General features: G+C 74.7%; 16 protein-coding genes and 1 pseudogene. 10 read left to right on the top strand and 7 right to left on the bottom strand.

Going from position 1 to position 20,372, the window contains the following annotated elements:
- A pseudogene (locus VGI02_RS03740) lies at window positions 1-113 on the bottom strand (alanine dehydrogenase); the annotation flags it as partial.
- A 362-nt stretch (window positions 114-475) separates the two neighbouring features.
- On the opposite strand from VGI02_RS03740, the gene VGI02_RS03735 reads away from it, so the two are divergent.
- Genes VGI02_RS03735 through VGI02_RS03715 form a run of 5 tightly spaced genes read left to right on the top strand, consistent with a single transcriptional unit; the run spans window position 476 to window position 6,717 of the window.
- On the top strand, window positions 476-2,644 hold the full coding sequence (locus VGI02_RS03735; RefSeq protein ID WP_331625915.1) for a molybdopterin oxidoreductase family protein: 2,169 nt from the start codon (window positions 476-478) through the stop codon (window positions 2,642-2,644).
- Window positions 2,641-2,988 carry a molybdopterin oxidoreductase gene (locus VGI02_RS03730; protein WP_331625913.1) on the top strand — a complete coding sequence of 116 codons (348 nt, stop codon included), beginning with the start codon at window positions 2,641-2,643 and terminating at the stop codon, window positions 2,986-2,988. The genes VGI02_RS03735 and VGI02_RS03730 overlap by 4 nt, the downstream gene beginning before the upstream one ends.
- Entirely contained in the window at window positions 2,988-5,564 is a 2,577-nt protein-coding gene (nirB, locus tag VGI02_RS03725; protein ID WP_331625912.1) for a nitrite reductase large subunit NirB, read from the top strand. The genes VGI02_RS03730 and nirB overlap by 1 nt, the downstream gene beginning before the upstream one ends.
- Window positions 5,561-5,902 carry a Rieske (2Fe-2S) protein gene (locus VGI02_RS03720; RefSeq protein ID WP_331625911.1) on the top strand — a complete coding sequence of 114 codons (342 nt, stop codon included), beginning with the start codon at window positions 5,561-5,563 and terminating at the stop codon, window positions 5,900-5,902. The genes nirB and VGI02_RS03720 overlap by 4 nt, the downstream gene beginning before the upstream one ends.
- A gap of 20 nt (window positions 5,903-5,922) precedes the next feature.
- A complete protein-coding gene (locus VGI02_RS03715) occupies window positions 5,923-6,717 on the top strand; it encodes a maleylpyruvate isomerase family mycothiol-dependent enzyme (protein ID WP_331625910.1) in 795 nt (264 codons plus the stop codon).
- A gap of 128 nt (window positions 6,718-6,845) precedes the next feature.
- Here the strand turns inward: VGI02_RS03715 and VGI02_RS03710 are convergent, their stop codons facing one another.
- A complete protein-coding gene (locus tag VGI02_RS03710) occupies window positions 6,846-7,751 on the bottom strand; it encodes a hypothetical protein (RefSeq protein WP_331625909.1) in 906 nt (301 codons plus the stop codon).
- A gap of 170 nt (window positions 7,752-7,921) precedes the next feature.
- Here VGI02_RS03710 and valS point away from each other — a divergent pair, with 170 nt between their 5' ends.
- Complete coding sequence (gene valS / locus VGI02_RS03705; RefSeq protein WP_331625908.1) at window positions 7,922-10,642, top strand: valine--tRNA ligase; 2,721 nt, start codon at window positions 7,922-7,924, stop codon at window positions 10,640-10,642.
- A 76-nt stretch (window positions 10,643-10,718) separates the two neighbouring features.
- On the opposite strand, the gene VGI02_RS03700 is transcribed toward valS, so the two are convergent.
- On the bottom strand, window positions 10,719-11,039 hold the full coding sequence (locus tag VGI02_RS03700; RefSeq protein ID WP_331625907.1) for an adhesin: 321 nt from the start codon (window positions 11,037-11,039) through the stop codon (window positions 10,719-10,721).
- Window positions 11,040-11,143: 104 nt separating this feature from the next.
- Between VGI02_RS03700 and VGI02_RS03695 the strand changes: the two genes are divergently transcribed.
- Together VGI02_RS03695 and VGI02_RS03690 are read left to right on the top strand one after the other, a co-directional pair.
- A complete protein-coding gene (locus VGI02_RS03695) occupies window positions 11,144-12,568 on the top strand; it encodes a hypothetical protein (protein ID WP_331625906.1) in 1,425 nt (474 codons plus the stop codon).
- A 79-nt stretch (window positions 12,569-12,647) separates the two neighbouring features.
- Window positions 12,648-13,166: a hemerythrin domain-containing protein gene (locus VGI02_RS03690; protein WP_331625905.1), complete on the top strand. Its 519-nt coding sequence runs from the start codon at window positions 12,648-12,650 to the stop codon at window positions 13,164-13,166.
- On the opposite strand, the gene VGI02_RS03685 is transcribed toward VGI02_RS03690, so the two are convergent.
- The gene (locus VGI02_RS03685; RefSeq protein WP_331625904.1) at window positions 13,156-14,955 is read right to left on the bottom strand and encodes a hypothetical protein; all 1,800 of its coding nucleotides are present in this window, start codon (window positions 14,953-14,955) and stop codon (window positions 13,156-13,158) included. The two genes, VGI02_RS03690 and VGI02_RS03685, sit on opposite strands and share 11 nt — an antisense overlap.
- 266 nt (window positions 14,956-15,221) lie before the next feature.
- Between VGI02_RS03685 and macS the strand changes: the two genes are divergently transcribed.
- Together macS and VGI02_RS03675 are read left to right on the top strand one after the other, a co-directional pair.
- Window positions 15,222-16,409 (top strand): MacS family sensor histidine kinase, encoded by a 1,188-nt coding sequence (gene macS, locus VGI02_RS03680; protein ID WP_331625903.1) that lies wholly within the window; start codon window positions 15,222-15,224, stop codon window positions 16,407-16,409.
- Window positions 16,406-17,059 carry a response regulator gene (locus VGI02_RS03675; RefSeq protein WP_331625902.1) on the top strand — a complete coding sequence of 218 codons (654 nt, stop codon included), beginning with the start codon at window positions 16,406-16,408 and terminating at the stop codon, window positions 17,057-17,059. The genes macS and VGI02_RS03675 overlap by 4 nt, the downstream gene beginning before the upstream one ends.
- 77 nt (window positions 17,060-17,136) lie before the next feature.
- Here the strand turns inward: VGI02_RS03675 and VGI02_RS03670 are convergent, their stop codons facing one another.
- From VGI02_RS03670 to VGI02_RS03660, 3 genes are all read right to left on the bottom strand, one after another.
- The gene (locus VGI02_RS03670; protein WP_331625901.1) at window positions 17,137-17,961 is read right to left on the bottom strand and encodes a transglutaminase family protein; all 825 of its coding nucleotides are present in this window, start codon (window positions 17,959-17,961) and stop codon (window positions 17,137-17,139) included.
- A gap of 40 nt (window positions 17,962-18,001) precedes the next feature.
- Window positions 18,002-19,453 (bottom strand): N-acetylmuramoyl-L-alanine amidase, encoded by a 1,452-nt coding sequence (locus VGI02_RS03665; protein WP_331625900.1) that lies wholly within the window; start codon window positions 19,451-19,453, stop codon window positions 18,002-18,004.
- A gap of 200 nt (window positions 19,454-19,653) precedes the next feature.
- Window positions 19,654-20,313 carry a hypothetical protein gene (locus tag VGI02_RS03660; RefSeq protein WP_331625899.1) on the bottom strand — a complete coding sequence of 220 codons (660 nt, stop codon included), beginning with the start codon at window positions 20,311-20,313 and terminating at the stop codon, window positions 19,654-19,656.
- Between the last annotated feature and the right edge of the window lie 59 nt (window positions 20,314-20,372).

The following is a 20,372-nucleotide window of genomic DNA, read 5'->3' as shown; positions in this document are numbered from 1 at the left end:
CCGGTCTCGACGGTCACCGACCAGCCGAGCTTCGTCAACGCCGACACCGAGGTCGGCGTGGCCGCCACCCGCGTCTCACGTTCCCGGGTCTCCCGGGGGACACCGATGCGCACCGTCGCGCCCACCTCTCGTCAGGCCGTGCCGCTCCCCCGGGCGCTGGACACTCACGTCCGGCCGGAGCGGAAGGTCTCCTACTGCTGCTGGATCCCACCGCAGCCGTCCGGCGGAGGTTAGACCCCGCTCGACGCCCGGGATGTGATCCACGCCTCGCCCGATCAGGCTGAACGATCGAGGTGACGCGCGCCGCACGATCTCGGCGGCGACCAGCGGAACGAGACCTACATCACTCCCGGTGCGGCGCCGGGCGAGCCAGAGGTCCGCCGCCGGGGTCCCGGCACGTGCTGCTCACGGTGCCTCGTCCAGCTGTAGCGCCCGTGTCACCTCCCGGAAACAGGTCCCACGGAGCGTGGGCGCCGTGTCCCTTCCCCTCGTCAGCGCGCCGACCGGCCCGGTCGCCACGCACTGCCCGTACTGCTCCCTGCAGTGCGGCATGACGGTGACCCCGCGCGCCGAGACCGAGGGCGGCGGCTTCGCGGTGGAGGGCGCGAACTTCCCGACCAACCGCGGCGGGCTCTGCGAGAAGGGCCTCAGCGCGGCGGAGCTGCTCGCGCACCCCGACCGCCTCACGTCGCCCCTGGTGCGCGACGCGCGGAACGAACCGTTCCGCGAGGCGACCTGGGACGAGGCCCTCGACCGCGTCGTCGCCGGCTTCACGGTCGCCCAGGAGCGGTTCGGACGCGACGCCGCGGGACTGTTCGGCGGCGGGGGCCTGACCAACGAGAAGGCCTACCAGGCCGGGAAGTTCGTCCGGGTCGCGCTGCGCAGCGCGTCGGTCGACTACAACGGGCGCTTCTGCATGTCGAGCGCCGCCGCGGCGGCGAACAAGGCGTTCGGGATCGACCGCGGGATGCCGTTCCCGCTCGCCGACATCGCCCGCGCCGACACCGTGATGCTCGTCGGCTCCAATCCCGCCGACACCATGCCGCCCGCGATGCGCTGGTTCACCGCCGGACGCGAGCGCGGCGCGCGGCACCTCGTCGTCGACCCCCGCTACACGGCGACCGCCGCCGCGTCCGACGTGCACCTGCAGCCGGTGCCCGGGACCGACCTCGCCCTGGCGAACGGGCTCCTGCACCTGGCGATCAAGCACCGGCTGGTCGACACCGCCTACGTCGCGGACCGGACCACCGGGTGGGACCCCGTGCGCCGGGCGGCCCGGCAGTACTGGCCCGACCGCGTGGAGCGGATCACCGGGGTGCCGGTGCGCGTCATGGAGCGGGCGGTGCGGATGCTCGCCGAGTCCCGCGCCACGATGATCCTCTCGGCGCGCGGCGCCGAGCAGCACGCGAAGGGCTCGGACACCGCGCTGGCCTGGATCAACCTCGCGCTCGCGCTCGGGCTGCCGGGCAGGCCGTACTCGGGCTGGGCGACGGTCACCGGGCAGGGCAACGGACAGGGCGGGCGCGAGCACGGCCAGAAGGCCGACCAGCTGCCCGGCTACCGGATGCTCGCCGACCCGGCCGCGCGCGCCCACGTCGCGGGGGTCTGGGGCGTCGACCCCGACGAGCTCCCGCAGCCCGGGGCGTCCGCCTACGAGATGCTCGACCGGCTCGGGACCGACGGCGGGGTGCGGGCGCTGCTGGTGATGGCCTCCAACATCGCGGTCAGCGCGCCGCGGGCCGACCACGTGCGGGAGCGGCTCGCGGAGACCGACTTCCTCGCCGTCTCCGATCTCTTCCTCTCCGAGACCGCCGAGCTCGCCGACGTCGTCCTGCCCTGCGCCCAGTGGGCCGAGGAGGAGGGGACGATGACCAACCTCGAGGGCCGGGTGCTGCGCAGGAGGAAGGCCGCACAGGCACCCGACGGCGTCCGCTCCGACCTGGCGGTGCTCGCGGACCTGGCGGGACGTCTGGGGCGCGGGGAGTTCTTCTCCGACGACCCCGAGACCGTCTTCGACGAGCTGCGCCGGGCCTCGTCGGGCGGCAAGGCGGACTACGCGGGCATCTCCTACGCGCGGATCGAGGCCGAGCGCGGGGTGTTCTGGCCCTGCCCGGCCACCCCGGACGGCGAGCCCGAGCACTCGGGCACGCCCCGCCTGTTCCGCGAGCGGTTCGCCACCGTGGACGGACGCGCGCACTTCCACGTCGTGCACCACCGGGCGGCCGCCGAGGAGCCCGACGACGAGTACCCGTACCGGCTGACCACCGGCCGGTCCCGCGCGCACTACCAGTCCGGCACGCAGACCCGCCGGACGAAGGCGCTGCTCGACGCGGAGCCCGAGCCCCTCGTGGAGATCCATCCCGACCTCGCGGCGCGGCTCGGGATCGCCGACGGCGCCGACGTCGTGCTGCGCAGCCGCCGTGGGACCGCCCGGCTGCGGGCCCGGCTCGCGACCACGATCCGTCCGGACACGGTGTTCGCGCCCTTCCACTGGTCGGGCGACCAGACGGTCAACGCCCTGACCAACCCCGCGCTCGACCCGGCCTCCCGGATGCCCGAGTTCAAGATCTGCGCGGTGTCGGTGACCGCCGCGCCCGCTCCCCCGACCGACCACCACACGGCTGGAGAGGACTCCACCCCATGATGACCACGCCACGGTTCCTGCAGGGCGCGTTCGCGTTCGAGGGGCAGGGCCTGGACAAGCCGGCGCTGCTGCACCCGTCGCTGACCTACACCGTGCCCGAGGGCGTCACCGGTCAGGTGCTCTACGTCCGCGCGGGCAACTCCGCGGACGAGCTGGCCACCCTCGTGCTGGTCTTCGACGGTGCACCCGCCCGCTGGCTGCCGGTCGGCGCGAAGGCGGACATGCACGTCTCGCTGCGGGTGGTCGAGGACCTGCTGGCCGGGAGCACCGTCGAACTGCACTACTCCGCGCCCGCCGGGGCGACCGGGACACTCGTCGTCGACTGCGGCCTGGTGGAGGTCTGATGACGGCGGTCGAGACGCGGCCCGCCTCCGCCGGGAACGCCGACGACGACCGCGCACGCCTCGTCGTCGTCGGGAACGGCATGTCCGGGGCACGTGCCCTCGAGGAGATCCTCACGCGCGGCGGCGGCGAGCAGTTCGCCATCACGGTCTTCGGGGACGAGCCGTACGGCAACTACAACCGGATCCTGCTCTCCGAGGTGCTGGTCAACGCGGCCGTAGACGCAGCGGTGGCCGACGAGGAGGCCGACGACGAGCTCTTCCTCAACCCGGTGGACTGGTACGACGACAACGGCGTCACGCTGCACGCCGGCGTCCGCGTCGTGCGCATCGACCGGCACTCCAAGGTCGTCTACGGCGACGACGGCTCGGTGGCGCCGTACGACACCTTGGTCCTGGCCACCGGCAGCCGCTCGTTCTTCCCGCCCATGGACGGCATGTGGGCCAGCGACACCGAGCTCACCCCGGGCGTCTTCGGCTTCCGCAGCCTCTCCGACGCGACCGGGATGCTGCGTCACGTCAAGGGCAGGCGGACCGCCGTCGTCATCGGCGGCGGCCTGCTCGGGCTGGAAGCGGCGGCCGGGCTGCAGGCGCACGGCCTCGCGGTGCACGTCGTGCACCCCACCGAGGTGCTGATGAACCAGCAGCTCGAGGCCGAGGCGTCGAAGGTCCTGCGCGCGAAGCTCGAGCACCGGGGCATGCACATGCACCTGGGCGTGAAGACGGCGGAGATCCTCACCGAGCGGGGAACCGTGTCCGGGGTGCGGTTCACCGACGACTCGACCCTCGCGTGCGACACCGTCGTGGTCACCGCCGGCATCCGGCCCAACATCGGGCTTGCCATGGTGTCCGGGCTCGAGACGCAACGGGCCGTCGTCGTCGACGACAAGATGCGCTCGGTCGACGACGACGACATCTTCGTGGTCGGCGAGTGCGCCCAGCACCGCGGCGAGGTCTACGGGGTGGTGGGGCCGCTGTGGGAGCAGGCGGCCGTGCTCGCCGACATCGTCACCGGCGCGAACCCCGACGCCGAGTACCACGGCTCGCGGCTGGCCACGAAGCTGAAAGTGGCGGGCGTCGACGTCGCGCAGATGGGGGTGCAGACCCCGGAGCGCGACTCCGACGAGTTCGTCCGGTTCTCGGAGACCGGCCGCGGCGTCTACCAGACCGTCGTGATCCGGGAGGGGACCCTCATCGGGGCGACGCTGGTCGGCGACGTCTCCAAGGTGGCCGCGCTGACCCAGGCCTTCGACTCCCGCTCGGCGCTGCCCGAGGAGCGGGTCAAGCTGCTGTTCGACCTCGGGTCCGCCGACGACTCCTCCGCCGCGGCCGACCTGCCCGACGACACCCAGATCTGCAACTGCAACGGCGTCTCGAAGGGCGATCTCGTCGGGTGCGTCGGCGGGGGCTGCGAGTCGGTCTCCGCGGTGATGAACGCGACCCGCGCCGGCAAGGGCTGCGGCTCGTGCAAGGGCCTCGTCACGGAGATCGTCGAGGGCGCCCTGGGCGGGGCGGGCACCGCGGACCCGGCCGAGGACTACTACGTGCCGGGCATCCCGATGGACAAGCCGACGCTGATGGCGGCCATCCGGGAGCAGGAGCTGCGCAGCGTCTCGGCGGTCTTCGAGGCCCTCGCCCCGGAGGGTCGCGACCACGTCGCCTCGAAGATGGGGCTCACCGCGCTGCTGCGGATGATGTGGCCGGACGACTACGTCGACGAGCGCGACGGCCGGTTCATCAACGACCGGGTGCACGCGAACATCCAGCGCGACGGCACGTTCTCCGTGGTGCCCCGGATGTCCGGCGGGGTGACGTCGCCGGACCAGTTGCGGCGCATCGCCGACGTCGCCGAGAAGCACGAGATCCCGATGGTCAAGCTGACCGGGGGCCAGCGCATCGACCTGCTCGGCGTGCCCAAGGAGAAGCTGCAGGAGGTGTGGGCCGACCTCGACATGCCCTCGGGGTGGGCCTACGGCAAGAGCTTCCGCACCGTGAAGACGTGCGTCGGGACCGACTTCTGCCGCTTCGGGCTCGGCGACTCCACCCGGCTCGGGATCGACCTCGAGGAGCGGTACAAGGGCGTGGAGGGGCCGGCGAAGATGAAGCTGGCCGTCTCCGGGTGCCCCCGCAACTGCGCCGAGTCGATGGTCAAGGACGTCGGGCTGGTGGCCATCGAGGGCGACCAGTGGCAGATCTACGTCGGCGGGGCAGCCGGGGCGACGATCCGCAAGGGCGACGTCCTCGCCACGGTGGACTCCCACGACGAGGCCGTCCGGATCACCGGGCGCTTCCTGCAGTACTACCGGGAGAACGCCAACTGGCTCGAGCGCACCTACGACTTCGTCCCGCGCGTGGGGCTGGACCACCTCATCGCTGTGATCGTCGACGATGTCGAGGGAATCTGTGGGGATCTCGATATGCGGATGCAGGAGACGGTCGACGCCTACGTCGACCCGTGGGCGGCCGACCAGTCCGAGGCCACACCCGGCCAGTTCCACGACGCGCTCCCGCTGATCCCGCTGCCGCAGGTGCCGGTGCGGTCGTCGTCGGGCGCGGCACGGACCGGGGCCGGGGCGTGACTGCGTCCGGCGGGGCGGTGTCCGTCCGTCTCGGGCCCGTCGAGCAGATCCCGGTCGGCGAGGGGCGCGCGTTCCTCGTCGGGGACGAGCCGGTGGCGGTGTTCCGCCCGCGCTCCGGCGGGCTGTTCGCGCTGCGCGCGGTCTGCCCGCACCGCGGCGGCCCGCTGGCGGACGGGCTCGTGGACGCGGAGCTGGTCATGTGCCCGCTCCACAACCACCAGTTCCGGCTCGCCGACGGCGCCTGCACCTCGGGCGGCGACGTCGCGGACGTCGCGGCCTACACCGCGACCGACGACGACGGCGAGCTCGTCGTCGACCTGGTGGCGCCCCGGGCCTGAGACTCGGGCACGCTCAGTCGATGTCCGAGCTCCCCGTCGTGCCGCTGGGTTCCGTCGCCGACGAGCTGCTGCTGCAGGTCACCGCGTTCGCCGACGCGACGAGCGCGGGATCGGTCGACCTGGGGACGCCGGTACCGACCTGCCCGGACTGGTCGCTGCGCGATCTCGCCCGCCACCTCGGCCGGGTGCACCGCCGCGTGGCGGAGACGATCTCCCGGGGCGGGGACGAACTGGTCGCCCATCACGAGGTGGCGGACCCGGAACCGCCCGGTGCCCGCGACGAGGTCGCGACGTGGCTGCTCGCCGGCGCCGCCGAGCTGGTCTCGGCGATGACCGACGCCGGGCCGGATCGTCGGGTGGCGGGGTTCCTCGGGCCGGCGCCGGTGTCGTGGTGGGCGCGGCGGATGCTGCACGAGACGGTCGTGCACCGCTACGACGCCGAAGCCACAGCGGGCACCCGGCCGTGGGTCGGGGTGGGGCCGGAGCTGGCGGCGGACGGGATCGCGGAGTCGTTCTCGCTGCTGGAGACGTTCGGGGCGCGGCGGGCCGACCTCGCGGGGTCGGGTGAGACGATCCACGTCCACGCGACCGACGAGACCTCCTGCGAGTGGCTGGTGACCCGGGCGGCGTCCGGGGTCTCGGTCACCCACGGGCACGTGCGGGCCGACGTCGCGGTGCGGGGTCCCGCCGCGGCGCTGTTCGCGGTGCTGACCAACCGACGCGCGCCGGACGCCCCGGCCGACGACCTCGGGGCGGTCGAGGTCCTCGGGGACCCGGCCGTGCTGCGGGACTGGCTGCGGGTCTCAGGGTTGTGAGGCCGCGGGCGGTCGGCCTCGCCTTGTCGCGGCCTTCCGGGGTTCACCGGCGGCCCTGTCGTGGTGATTCCGAACGACAAGGCGGCCGTGGGAGCGCGTATGGCCGCGACAGGCGTTCACACGGCCCGTCAGCCGACGAGGCCCACGACCACGGCCGCGGCCCCCACGCAGGCACCGAGCACCCCGACGAGCAGGCCGCGTGACGTTTCCGTCGCCCGGAACATCGCGACCGCCCCGAGACCGAGTCCGGCGACCCCGAGAAGCGCACCGACGAGGTTGAACACCGGGATCGCGCCGAGCGCCGACTGCGGGAGCACGCGGGGCAGCAGCCCCGACCACGGAGCCAGCCCGACGAGCACGCCGAGCACACCGGTCACGAGCGCGACCAGGCCGAGGCGGGTCGAGGCCAGGTCGACCGGCGGCGTCGCCCACGGGAGGTCTGCCCGCCGCTCCGGGGAGGGCCGCGACGGCGCCGCGTGGCGTGGCTCCGGGCGATACGGCGAGGCCATCGCCTCGGGGCGCTGCACGGCCAGGGGTCGCAGCGAGGGCGCGCCGGCCGGGTCCTCGGTGGCCTGCCCGCCCGGACCGCACGCCGCGGCCCGGTCCAGGGCGTCGAGACGAACCGGAGCCGTCACCGCGTCCTCGTCGGGCACCGCATCCGGGCTCACGGGCGCGGGCCTGCGCCGCGGCTCGGCCGCCCGGCGCTGGGTCGGGACGGCGCCGAGGGGCACGCCGATCGAGGACGTGCCGGTCGGGGACGGTGGGAGTGGCCGGAACCCCGGCCCGGGACCGTGCGTGTGGCCCGCGCCCTCGCCGGGCCCGGCGTCCCGCGGCGCGGGGACCGCCGCGAAGCTCCCGGACGGCGGGGCCGCGTCCGGGGCGCGGTGTCGCCCACCGGCACGGCGCGGCGCGGGGAGCGGACCGGACGGGGCGGCGTCGTGGGGAGCACCGGTCGTGGCCCGGCCGACGCCGGAGCGGTGGCGCGGTTCGCGGGCGCCGGAGGATTCCGGCGCCGACGGAGACGAGACGGTCATAGCTTCCCCCGAACAGACGCACCCAGGCCGCCGTGTGCGCGGCTTCGTCCACTCTGTCCTCGAAACGGACCCCGGTGTTACGAGATCCACCCGCACGGCGCAGCAGCTCGCCCCGATCAGGTCCGTCCGCTGCGGAAAGGCATCGAGGGCCCTCGGTAAACTCTGGTGACATGACGCAGTCCCCCTCCTCCCCGGCAGCGCCGGCCCTGCCGCAGGTGCCCGAGAAGCCGACACTCGACGGCCTCGAGGAGCGCTGGGCGGCCGTATGGGAGGAGCAGGGGACCTACGCGTTCGACCGGTCGGCCGAGCGCGGCGAGGTCTTCTCCGTCGACACCCCGCCGCCGACGGTCTCCGGCTCGCTGCACGTCGGGCACGTCTTCAGCTACACGCACACCGACGTCGTCGCGCGCTTCTGGCGCATGCGGGGCAAGCAGGTCTTCTACCCGATGGGGTGGGACGACAACGGCCTGCCGACCGAGCGGCGCGTCCAGAACTTCTACGGCGTGCGCTGCGAGCCGAGCCTGCCCTACGACCCGGACTTCGCCCCGCCCGAGAAGCCCGGCAAGGCGCAGATCGCGATCTCGCGGCGCAACTTCGTCGAGCTCTGCGAGACGCTGACCGCCGAGGACGAGAAGGCCTTCGAGGCGCTCTGGCGCCGGGGCGGCCTCTCGGTCGACTGGTCGCACACGTACCAGACCATCGACGGGACGGCCCGCGCGATCAGCCAGCGCACGTTCCTGCGCAACCTGGACCGCGGCGAGGCCTACGTGTCGATGGCGCCGACGCTGTGGGACGTCACGTTCCGCACCGCGGTCGCGCAGGCCGAGCTCGAGGACCGCGAGCACAGCGGCGCCTGGCACCGGATCGCGTATCACGCGGACCCGGCCGCGGGCCCCGACGGCGCCGAGGTCTACATCGAGACCACCCGCCCGGAGCTGATCCCGGCCTGCGTCGCGCTGATCGCCCACCCCGACGACGAGCGCTACCAGCCGCACTTCGGCACCACCGTGCGCTCGCCGCTGTTCGACGTCGAGGTCCCGGTGCTCGCGCACCCGGCCGCCGAGATGGACCGCGGCGCGGGCATCGCGATGTGCTGCACCTTCGGTGACCTCACCGATGTGCAGTGGTGGCGCGAGCTGGATCTGCCCAACCGCACCGTCATCACGCGCGACGGCAGGCTGCTGCGCGAGACCCCGGAGTGGATCACCTCCGAGCCGGGTCGCGAGCGGTACGCCGAACTGGCCGGGTCGACCGTCCACACCGCGAAGGAGCGCATCGTCGCGATGCTCTCCGAGACCGGCGAGCTGGTCGGCGACGTCCGGCCGGTCACCCGCCCGGTGAAGTTCTTCGAGAAGGGCGACAAGCCGCTCGAGATCGTCTCCAGCCGCCAGTGGTACATCCGCAACGGCGGTCGGGACGCCGAGATGCGCGACGCGATGCTGCGCCGCGGCGACGAGCTGGTCTGGCACCCGGACTACATGCGCCACCGGTACGCCGACTGGGTCCGCGGACTCAACGGTGACTGGCTGGTCAGCCGACAGCGCTTCTTCGGCGTGCCGATCCCGGTCTGGTACGCGCTCGACGCCGACGGCGAGGTGCTGCCCACCGAGGTCCTCACGCCTGGGGACGAGACCCTGCCGATCGACCCGTCGACGGACGTCCCGCCGGGTTACACCGCCGACCGGCGCGACCAGCCGGGGGGCTTCACCGGTGACCCGGACGTCCTCGACACGTGGGCCACGTCGTCACTGACCCCGCAGATCGCCGGCAAGTGGTCGGTGGACGACGACCTGTTCGCCCGGGTCTTCCCGATGGACCTGCGCCCGCAGGCGCACGACATCATCCGGACCTGGCTCTTCTCCACGGTCGTGCGCAGCTCGCTCGAGTTCGGCCAGCTGCCGTGGGCGCACGCCGCGCTCTCGGGCTGGATCCTGGACCCGGACCGCAAGAAGATGTCGAAGTCCAAGGGCAACGTCGTCACCCCGATGGGGCTGCTCGAGGAGTTCGGGTCCGACGCGGTCCGCTACTGGGCCGCGAACGGGCGGCCGGGCGTCGACACCGCGTTCGACCGCGGGCAGATGAAGGTCGGCAGGCGGCTCGCGATGAAGCTGCTCAACGCCTCGAAGTTCATCCTGGGTGTGGGTGTCGCGGAGGGGGCGAGCGCAGCGACGGGGGATGGATCCGGGGCGAGCGCAGCGACGGGGGATGGCTCCGGGGCGAGCGCAGCGACGGGAGACGGATCGGTCGAGCCGGTCGTTTCCGCCATCACCGCGCCGATCGACCGGGCACTGCTCGCCCGTCTCGCGGGCGTCGTCGAGAAGGCGACGGCAGCGCTGGAGCGGTTCGACTACGCCGTCGCCCTCGAGGTGACCGAGCAGTTCTTCTGGTTCTTCTGCGACGACTACCTCGAGCTGGTCAAGTCGCGGGCCTACGGCGAGTTCGACGACGCCGGGCGCGACTCCGCCCGCGCGGCCCTGGCGGTGGCACTGCGGGTGCTGCAGCGGCTGTTCGCCCCGGTGCTGCCGTTCGTGACCGAGGAGGTCTGGTCGTGGTGGCAGGGCGGGACGGTGCACCGCGCCGCCTGGCCGACCGCGGACGAGCTCCGCGCCGGCGGGGACGACACCGCGGTCGGGGTCGACGAGGGGGTGCTCGACATCGCCTCGGAGGTGATCTCCGGAATCCGCAAGGGCAAGTCGGACCAGAAGCTCTCGATCCGCACGGAGGTCGAGACGCTCTCGGTGTTCGCCGCACCGGACCGGCTCGACGCACTACGGGTGGTGCTGGGCGACGTGCAGGCGGCCGGACGCGTACGGGACGTGGAGCTGGTGCCGTCGGAGGACGGCGAGCTGGTCACGCGGGTCGGCGGACCCGTGGAGGCCGTGCAGGCCTGACGGGAGCCACGTCAGGAAAGTCGCGTTGCGGACACTGGGCGTCCGGAACGCGACTTTCCTGACATCGGGGTCCGGCTCAGGTCTGCAGCTCCGACTGCGGCGTGATCGCGAAGCGGTACTCGTCGCCCGAGCCCTCCGCCTCGGTCTCCGGGATCTTCTCGACGTCGAGGACCTTGTCGTCGAGCGCCGAGGCCGCCATGGGCTCCAGGAAGATCACCGCGCCGCCGCCCTCGAGCACGGTGTCGTCCGCGGCGGGGTTGGGCGCGACGGAGAGCTCGAGGCCCTCTTCGGCCATGTTCGGCGTGGCGGCGATCCGCAGACCGGAGCCTTCGGGCATCTCGTTGGTCTCGAGGATGTTGGAGATCGCCTCGGCCGCCGTCTCCGTCAGTGCCAGCATGCCCCGTTACCATACGGATCACAGAAAGGTCACGCATCTCATCGCGCGCGCCGTCACACGGGCAGGTCCCCCGGTCGGACGCAGAGTCACGGAGGAGAGCGGTCATGGCGCTCCCGATCCCCGAGTCGGCCGCAGGGTCGCGGGAGGACATCATCCGGTTGCTGATGGAAACTCCGGACGGTCTTTCCGACGGGGAACTCGCCCTGGCTCTGGCCGACCGACACCCGGCCCTGAACGCCAAGGCCGCCAACCACCAGTGCCGGAAGTTGGCGGCCGCGGGGATGGTCGAGCGCGTCGGGACCCGGCCCGTCCGGACGCGACTGGTGGCCGGCGTGGCGGTCGAGCCCCCGGAGACCGACGCCGATCCGCCCCTGGAGGGACAGGCGTCGGAGGCTCAGGTCTCGGAGGGGCAGGTCTCGGAGGCTCAGGTCTCGGAGGCCCAGGCGCCGGAGGCTCACGAGGGGCACACCACGCAGCTCGATCGGTCCCCCGAGCTGTCTGACGTACCCCTCGCGGGCGGCCGGGCGTCGACCTCGGGGCTGTCCCCCGTCCAGGAGGACATCGTCCGGGCCCTCGTCACCGCACCGGAGGGCCTCACCGACAACGGTCTCGCCGCGGCCCTCGTCGACCGGTATCCCGACGTCGACCCGAAGTCGTTCAACTACCAGTGCCGCAAGCTCGCGAAGGCCGGCCTCGTCGAGCGCAGCGCCCGGTCGCGGGACGCCCCGATCCGCACCCGGCTCACGGGCCCGACGCCCGACCTCACCCCCGTCGAGGGGGACACCACGCAGGCCGAGCATCCCCCGGAGCCGCCTGACGTGCCCCTCGCGGCGGCCGCGGACACGGACGAGGCCCCACAGCCGGCACCGGCGAACGGAAACGGGAACGGGAACGGGAACGGCACTGGGGTCCGGTCCCGCCGTCCGCGTCGCCGACCGAAGGCCCCGTCCGACGACGTGGCGAGCATGCGCCGCTCCGAGCGCGACGGCGACGACCCCGACGAGCCGCTGCTGCGCTTCCTGCCCTTCGCCCCGGCAGCGAACGCGCGGACGGCGCTGCGTGAGCGGATGGCCGAGCGTGCCGCGCTGCGGCGGGTCCCGGATCCGAGCGACGAGGTCGTCGTGCCCACCCGGGACGTGCTCCAGGGCTGGTCACGGACGCAGAACGTGGCCGCGGCCGTCGCGGACTGGATCACCCGCCACGGCGGCACCATCCACGCGGCGACCGCCACGGGCCCGGCCCACGACCTCGTCGCCTCCGTCCACGGCGACGACGTGCACGTCGAGGTCACCGGCTGGCCCCCGGACGGTGCGCGCAGCCACCCGACGACGCTCGCCGGGGACTGGTTCCGCGCCGCCGCACGCGCGGCCTCGCAGCGGCGGCGGGCGCACCCGCGCGGCCGGGTGGTCATCGCCCTGCCGGACACCCGTCGCTACCGCGCGCTCGCCGACGACGACACCGAGGCGCTGCGGCGGGCACGGGCCGAGGTGTGGTTCGTCGACCCGTCCGGGGAGGTCCAGCGCTCCTGACGCGCGCGGCCGGTTGCCCGGCCACGGGGCCGGGTAGGACCGGGAGACCACCACACGCAGTGACCCCGGGAGGACCCGCATGTCCGCGGACATCACCGAGATGATCCTCGACGACCACGACTGGTTCCGCCGTCGGTTCCTTCGCCTCGCAGACCTGCGCGACGACCGGGACCAGCTCGACGAGGCCGCCGAGCTCTGGGACGAGGTCGCCCGGTACCTCGAGGTGCACGCCTCGGCCGAGGAGGAGCACTTCTACCCCTCGATGGCGCGCCGCGCGGACGACAGCGACGCGTCCGCGACCGAGGACGCGATCGGCGACCACGACGACATCCGTGCCGGCGCGCGCAAGGCGTTCGACGCCGAGGTCGGCAGCGACGCGTGGTGGCAGGCCATCGACGAGACCGACCACGCCAACAACCACCACATGTCCGAGGAGGAGAGCGACGACCTCGCGCCGTTCCGCCGCGCGACGTCGCTCGCCCTCCGCCAGGAGCTGGGCGCGAAGTTCGAGCAGTTCAAGTCCGAGCACGCGGGCGCGGCCGGGCTCGACTTCGCCGACAAGGACGCGGAGGCCTACGTGGAGGCGGTCACCGACTGAGGGTCCACAGGTCGAGCGGCAGCAGGCCCGTGCCCGCGCCGAGCCCCGCGAACGCGGTGCCGATCTGGTCCGGGCCGACGAGCAGCACGCCGACCGCGGCCAGCACGGCGAGCACCACCAGGACGGCGAGCAGCGGGACCGCTCCCCGTGGGGCCCGGCCCGCGCGCGGGTCGGCCTCGGGGACGGGCTGCGGGGCGGTGTCCGGCCCGCGCCGACCGCGCACGGCCGAGCGGGACGGTTCACCGTCCGACGGCCGCGGCGAGGCGTCCGGGTAGCTCTCGGGTCGCGCGGCCACACTCCCCGTCGCTCCGCTCGCCCCGGCCGCATTCCCCGTCGCTCCGCTCGCCCCGGCCACACTCCCCGTCGCTCCGCTCGCCCCGGCCGGGGCCCGGCCGCCGGGCGGGGTGTCGGTCGCGGGGCGGGCCTCGTGCGGCACGGCGCCAGCGAGCACCAGGTGGTCGGCGGCGCGGGGGTCGGGCGCCGCGTCGTGGTGGCCGTTCGCGGCCGCCGGGCCGGGCTCGTGGTCGTCGGGCGCCACCGGTCCCCGGCGCTGCGCCTGGACCGGGGTGGAGGGCAGCCGGGCCGCGGGAATCGCGGCGTCCGGGTGGTCCCCGGCGTGTCCCTCCAGGAGCGGGAGGCCGTCCTCGGGGGTACTGGGTCCGACGTCGGGACCGAGGCCGTCGCCGGCACCACCGGCCCCGGGCCCTCCCGGCCCGCCACCCACCCCGACGGCGGGAGCACCGACCGGCGTGGGCGGGCTGCCCACCGTACGGGCGGCCCGGATGGCCTGGGCCCCGGAGGCCGCGCGAGCGGCACGGGGGCGGGCGGGCACCAGGAGCGCGGCCAGGCCGAGCACGCCGTCGTGGGACGTGTCGGGCAGCACCAGGGCGCCCGAGGCGCGGTCCGGGCCGGCGACAAGGTCCGCGAGCCGGCGCGCCAGCGGGGTCGCGCGGTCACCGAGGACGTGCACGACCGGCTCCCGGAGCTCGTCGGGCCCGTCGGTGATCTCGCCGAGCGTCTCGCGCAGGGCGTGCTCGACGAGCTGGTCGAAGACGGCGCGCTCCAGCACGACCTCGAGGTCCTCGGCCGCCACCCGGGCCTCCTCCACCTCCCCGCTCGCGAGCTGGGTGCGGGCGCGCCGGATCTCCCGGCGCAGCCGGGCCGCCTCGCCGCGCAGGTCGCGCGCCACGCCCGGCGTCCGGGACCCGGGGCTGGGGCCGTCGCCCGCCGCGGCATCCGGGTCGAGCGAGCTCAGCTGGGCCCGGACGACGCCGAGCAGGAGCTGATCGAGGCGGGTGCCGGTCGCGACGGGGCCGCGCGACCCGATCTCGGCTCCCGACGCGGTGCGCCGCACCGGCCAGGCGGTCAGCCCGCCGTCGCGGGTGTCGAGGACGACACTCTGGCCGCCGACCTCGACCTCGGCCGAGATGCGGTCGCCGACCAGGGCGACCGGCGCGGGGAGCCAGGCGGGTGCCGGTAGCCCGACCAGCGCCGTCGCCTCCGCGATCTCCTCGAACCGGCGGCGCTCGGTGTCCGGCGGAGTGGCGATCACGAGGCGCGCGGGGCGCTCCTCGAGCGCGCCGTCACGCGACGGGCCGGGCGAGGCCTCGACGACGCGCGCGAAGGCGTCGGCCAGCACGTCGACCGGGTCCGCAGCGGCCGCCCCGTCCACCTCGATCGCCAGCGGAACGCGTCGCGCCCGCAAGGTCCCCCCGCCGGTGGCACGGTCCACGTCCACCGCAACCAGCTCCGACGGCGTCACCTCGACCGCCATCACCCAGCTGCTCACCCGGTCCTCCTCGTCGCCGTCCCGGCCAGGGTCCGCACCCGTTCACCGGACCCCACCCCGCCATCCGGGCGCGCTCTACGGTAATGGGGCCGTCACCCCATCCCGCTACCGGTGACGGCGTGTCATGGGGGCGGGGTGGTCGAATTCATGGTCGACGTCACATCCGTGGGGCATGCTGGCGCCGGCCGGATCCCGGGTGGGATCGGTCCCACCCGCATCAGGGACTCCCCGACCCCCCGATCGATGACGCGGCCTGCGGAGGTCCGATGAGCACCCCGGACCCCTCCGACGTCGCGTCTCCGGCACGCCGTGGGCGTCGGGGGGCGACGGTCGACGTGCACGCGGCCCTGCTGCCGCTGTGGCGCGGGCTCGTCGTCTTCCGGGTGGTGGCCCTCGTCTACGCCGCCGTGAACGTCGTGCGCGACGTCGGGCTCTACGCGCGGCCCGCGCTCGGGATCGCCGTCCTCGCGCTCATGGCCGTCTGGACACTGGTCACGAGCGTGGCCTACCTGCGCGGCGCGGACCGGCTCGCCCCCGTCGACCTCGGCGTGACGGTGCTCGCCACGACCAGCACCCTCCTCGTCGCCGACCCGGCCCGGATCGCCGCGGGCGGTGCGGTGATCACGACGGTGTGGTCGGCGGGGGCGGTGCTCGCGATCGCGCTGGCCTTCGGGATCCGCCCGGCGATCGGGGCCGTGGCGGTCTCGGTGGGCGCCCTGTGGGTCACCCGCCGCGCGCTCGACGCCGCGCTGCTCTCCGACGCCCAGCTCCTGCTGGTGGCCGGGGTCGCCGTCGGGTTCGCGTCGGTGGCGATGCGACGGTCCGCGCAGCGGCTGCAGGAGGCCATCGCGACCGAGGCGGCCGCGGCGGAGCGGGACCGGCTCGCGCGCGACATCCACGACGGCGTGCTGCAGATTCTCGCGCTGGTCCGCCGCCGGGGGCCGGAGCTGGGCGACCCGGAGCTCGTCGGCGCGGCCGCCGAGCAGGAGGTCTCGCTGCGTCGGCTGATCACCCGCGGCCCGATCGGGCTCGACGGCCCCGACGACGAGCCGGTCGACCTCGGCGCGGCGCTCGGCGCCGTCCTGCCCGCCCGTGCGGTGCTCGCGGTGCCGCCCGACCCGGTGTGCGTGCCGGGTGGGCTCGCGCGGTCGGTGGTCGCGGTGGTGCGCGAGGCCGCGGCGAACGCGGACGCCCACGCCGGTCCGGACGCCGGGCTGTGGGTCCTGCTCGAGGACGACCCCGACGCGGTGACGATCAGCGTGCGCGACGACGGGCCGGGCATCCCGTCCGCGCGGCTGGAGGAAGCGGTGGCCGAGGGCCACCTCGGGGTCGCCTCGTCGATCCGCGGCCGGGTGACCGAACTGGGCGGCACGGCCGAGCTGACGACGGCGCCGGGCGACGGGGTGGAGTGGGAGCTGCGGGTCCCGCGGTGCGGACGGAGGGGGACGCGGTGACGGTGCGGGTCATGGTGGTCGACGACCACCCGATGTGGCGCGAGGGCGTGGCGCGCGACCTCGGCGAGCGGGGACTCGACGTGGTGGCGACCGCCGCCGACGGGGCCGCCGCGATCCGGATCGCCCCGGCGGTCCGGCCGGACGTCGTGGTCATGGACCTGCAGATGCCGCACCTCGACGGCGCGGGCGCGACGGCGGCGATCCTCGAGGTGCTGCCGGAGACCCGGGTGTTGGTGCTCTCGGCGAGCGCCGAGCAGGGCGACGTGCTGGGCGCGGTGCGTGCCGGGGCCGCCGGGTACCTCGTCAAGTCCGCCCAGGTCTCGGAGCTCGTCGACGCGGTGGAGCGGACCGCCGCGGGCCAGGCCGTGTTCGGGCCGGAGCTCGCCGGGCTGGTGCTCGGGGAGTTCCGGCGCCGCGAGCGGGAGGGACGGACCTCGGAGTCGGGCGGGCCCGAGCTCACCGCGCGCGAGACCGAGGTGCTCCGCTACGTCGCGAAGGGCCTGACCGCGCGGCGGATCGCCGACCGGCTGGGGCTCTCCCATCGCACCGTCGAGAACCACGTCCAGAACGTGCTGCGGAAGCTGCAGCTCGCCAACCGGGTGGAGCTCACCCGGTACGCGATCGAGCGAGGCCTCGACGCAGATTCCTGATCACGGCCGGGACCCCGCCGCGCGGGGCGCCCGCGGGCTCCCACGGGTCGTGGGTGCCTGACGGCTCGTGAGCGCACCTAATTGAGGTGGGCACGCCACGCGCGGGCGTGGCGCGTCAGGCGGGCGACCTCGCGGGGGAGCCGCTCGGCCCAGCCGTCGAGCAGCCGCGCCGCGCCCAGGTAGTCCCCGCGGCGGCCCCGCGTCGCCGCCAGCTCCACGACCTCGTCGGCCGCCACGCCGGAGAGCAGCAGCCGGGCCTCGAGCACCCAGCGCAGCTCCGGGACCCGGCCCGCCGCGCGGTGGATCACCCGCAGGTTGGTGAGCATCCGCACGAGCACGGCCTGCACCGACACCGGGGAGAGCAGGGCGGGGTGGAAGGCCACCTCGCGGCCGACGCCGGTCGCGGCGCGGAAGAGCGCCTCGCACTCGTCGAGGTCGAGCAGGTCGCCGGTGAAGGGGTCGAGATACCACCCGGAGTCCCGCGGGTGGACCAGGAAATGCCCCGGCATCCCGACCGGTTCCAGCTCGAGCCCCGCCCGGCGGCCCACCTCGAGCACGACCACCGCGAGGGTGATCGGGATGCCGCGCCGGCGGGCGAGCACCTCGACCAGCGAGGAGTTCCGCGGGTCGTAGTAGTCCTCGCGGTCCCCGGCGAATCCTTCCTCGGTGTAGAGCCGCACGACGAGCTCGTCGACATCGGTGATCCCCTCCGCGAGCCGGTCGAGCTCGGCGAGCGCGGCGTCGACGTCGGCGTCCGCGTCCGGCGTCGCGAGCCGGGCGATCTGCAGTGCAGCGGCGTCCAGCGGCGGGTCGCCGGACGCGATCAGCTCCTCCAGGCGCCCGAGTGCGTCCGCCACCCCGGCCGGGCGCGTGTCGTCTCGCCCCTGGGGCTCTCCGTCCACGGGGTCATGCTCCCGCGCTTCGCGCTCGTCCGCTCGCAGGTCACCCGGAGACGGCGCCCGTGGCCCCGTCGACGCGCAGGACCCCGTGCTCGAACTCCTGCGCACGTCCGCCGTCGACGGTGCGCTCGTCCCCCGTCGGCAGCCCGAGCGACGAGCGCTCCGCGCCACGTGCCCGCCAGGTGTCGAGGACCGGCCCGGACACCTCGTGGGCGCCGGTGGCCTGCGAGTAGTAGATCGAGCCGTGGGAGAAGTCGGTGAACCGTGCGCGGCCGTCCGCGGTCGGCTGCTCGACCCGGTCGGGCTGACCGAGGTCGGGATGCTCCGCCCAGGCCGACCGGACGTCGGTGCCCGCCGCCGCGATCAGCTTGGCGGTCTCGCCGCGGATGGTGTCCATCGCGGCGTAGCCGGCGTTGCCGGGGCACTCGGTGTTGCCGACGTCGCGGTGGGCGAACAGCGCGTCGACGTTCGCGGTCTGTCCCTTGGCGAACTTCGAGGTCCCGCCGCCCGCGGAGGTCAGGGTGATCCGCTGCGCGGGGTCCCGGTACATGCCGCCGAGCTTCCAGGCCGCCAGCCGCTCCACCGAGGTCAGCTCCGCGGGGGTGGGCGGGGTGTCGGTGAGCGTGCCCAGCATCGCGATGCCGAAGGTCTCCTGGTTGAAGCCACCGGCGTGGGCCGCGACGACCGGCCGGTCCATGCCGCCCGCACGGCCCTCGAAGATCGTCCCGTACTTGTCGACCAGGGCGTTGTAACCGATGTCGCCCCAGCCGTTCTTCGTCGCGTGATAGGCGTAGATGCCCCGCACGATGGCCGCGGACTGCTCGGGCGTGTAGTCGTTCGACTCGGCGGTGTGGTGGATGGTCACCGCCCGCGTGGTCGCGGCGTACTCGGGCGGCCAGGTCATGAGCTTGGGGTCCGCGCCCCACTGCGCGCGGGTGACGTAGGCCGGGGCAGGCGGCGCGCCTGCCCGGCCGGTCGAGTCGCGCTCCCGGGCGCGGGCGCCGATCGCGGAGTCGTTCCCCGAGGTCCCGGGGTCGATGCGCTGGACGGCCAGCCCCTGGCTCACCGGTCGGCCTGCCCGCGTGGCGCGCACCTCGACCTGGGTGCGGTCGCCCACCCAGACCGGGTCGGTCCCGCCGCCCGCGGCGGCGCGGGCGGGCGTGCCGTCGCGCTCACCGGCGTTCGAGTCCAGCGGCAGCCACGTCCCCCAGCGCCCGGCGGCGTCGGTGGAGCGCAGCGCGACGGTGTCCGGCGTGGCCCCGGTCCAGGTGACCGCCACGAGCTGCAGCGGGCCCGACGAGCGCGCGACCTGGGTCCCGTCGCCGTCGCGGGCCTGCGGGGTCAGCGAGAGCGCGCTGATCGACCCACCGGACGCGTCGGCCGGGGGCAGCGTCGCGGCAGGCAGCGCGGTCACCGCGCGGGCCTGGTCCGGGGCCTCGGCGTCCTCGGGGCCCGCGAGAGCGGCCGGGGCGAGCGCCGCCGCCAGCACGAGCACGCCGAGACCGAGGAGCAGTCGCCGGCGACGGGGACGCCGCCCGCGGTCGGGTCGGCCCGGACCGCCGGGACCACCACGCCCGTCCCGCGCCGTCCCGGATGTCGACCACCGCGACCCCATCGTGTGTCCTCCGCTCACCGTCACCCGTGAGCGACGATGGCACCCACACGCGCATCATCCGCACCACGACGCACCGAGGATCACTCGAAGGGGGCAGGGGTGCGACGCGCCCAGAAGGTCACGTCCGCGTAGGTCCCGACGGACCGGGCGGCGATCCCGTCGGCGCCCGCCCCGATGGGACCGGCGACGAGCGGGATGAGCTTGGTCAGGTTCAGCACGCCCCGGCGGCCCGCCCGACTGGTGAGCCGGAATCCGATACGGCGGTCCAGCTGCTCGCGCACCTCGGTCGGGAGCCGCCGGAGGCCGGCCAGCAGGGAGACCTCCTGCAGGTCGATCCCGGTGCGCTCGGCCAGCTCGGACCCGTCCGCGCCGAGCACGCACAGCAGGACGGCGGTGCGGACCACCGGGTCGGCGGGGTCGTGCCCGCGCGCCGTCGCGATCGCGGCGGCCAGGCGCGTGCACACCAGGTAGAGGCCGGTGACGCCGGCGGGGGCGGTGACGACCATGGTCGCGGCCCCGCCAAGGCTGGTCAGCAGCCCGGAGCTCGCCGCCAGGCGCACGTGGGTCCCGATGAGGCGTCGGACCGCGGTCTCGACCTCTCCGTCCGCGTCCGCGAGGTGGTCCTCGGCCACGCGCCGCGCGGAGTGCCACGGTCCGGTGCCACCGATGCCGCGGCGCACCAGTTCGCCGACGAGGCGGTCACCGGACCAGGACGACTCCACCGCGCCACCGTCCGACACCGCTCCACCCTGTCACGCCGGCCGGCCGGGTCGCCGTCGTGCGCGCGGCCGTCGGGTGC

The organism is Actinomycetospora sp. (assembly GCF_036497245.1).
GTDB lineage: Bacteria > Actinomycetota > Actinomycetes > Mycobacteriales > Pseudonocardiaceae > Actinomycetospora.
The sequence above is the reverse complement of the archived record's forward strand: the minus strand, read 5'-3'. Positions and strand labels throughout refer to the sequence as shown.

Coding starts and splice junctions, on each gene's coding strand:
- VGI02_RS03730 (WP_331625913.1), top strand. CDS start 2,641: ATGATGACCACGCCACGGTTCCTGCAGGGCGCGTTCGCGTTCGAGGGG.
- nirB (WP_331625912.1), top strand. CDS start 2,988: ATGACGGCGGTCGAGACGCGGCCCGCCTCCGCCGGGAACGCCGACGAC.
- VGI02_RS03715 (WP_331625910.1), top strand. CDS start 5,923: ATGTCCGAGCTCCCCGTCGTGCCGCTGGGTTCCGTCGCCGACGAGCTG.
- VGI02_RS03710 (WP_331625909.1), bottom strand. CDS start 7,751: ATGACCGTCTCGTCTCCGTCGGCGCCGGAATCCTCCGGCGCCCGCGAA.
- valS (WP_331625908.1), top strand. CDS start 7,922: ATGACGCAGTCCCCCTCCTCCCCGGCAGCGCCGGCCCTGCCGCAGGTG.
- VGI02_RS03700 (WP_331625907.1), bottom strand. CDS start 11,039: ATGCTGGCACTGACGGAGACGGCGGCCGAGGCGATCTCCAACATCCTC.
- VGI02_RS03695 (WP_331625906.1), top strand. CDS start 11,144: ATGGCGCTCCCGATCCCCGAGTCGGCCGCAGGGTCGCGGGAGGACATC.
- VGI02_RS03690 (WP_331625905.1), top strand. CDS start 12,648: ATGTCCGCGGACATCACCGAGATGATCCTCGACGACCACGACTGGTTC.
- macS (WP_331625903.1), top strand. CDS start 15,222: ATGAGCACCCCGGACCCCTCCGACGTCGCGTCTCCGGCACGCCGTGGG.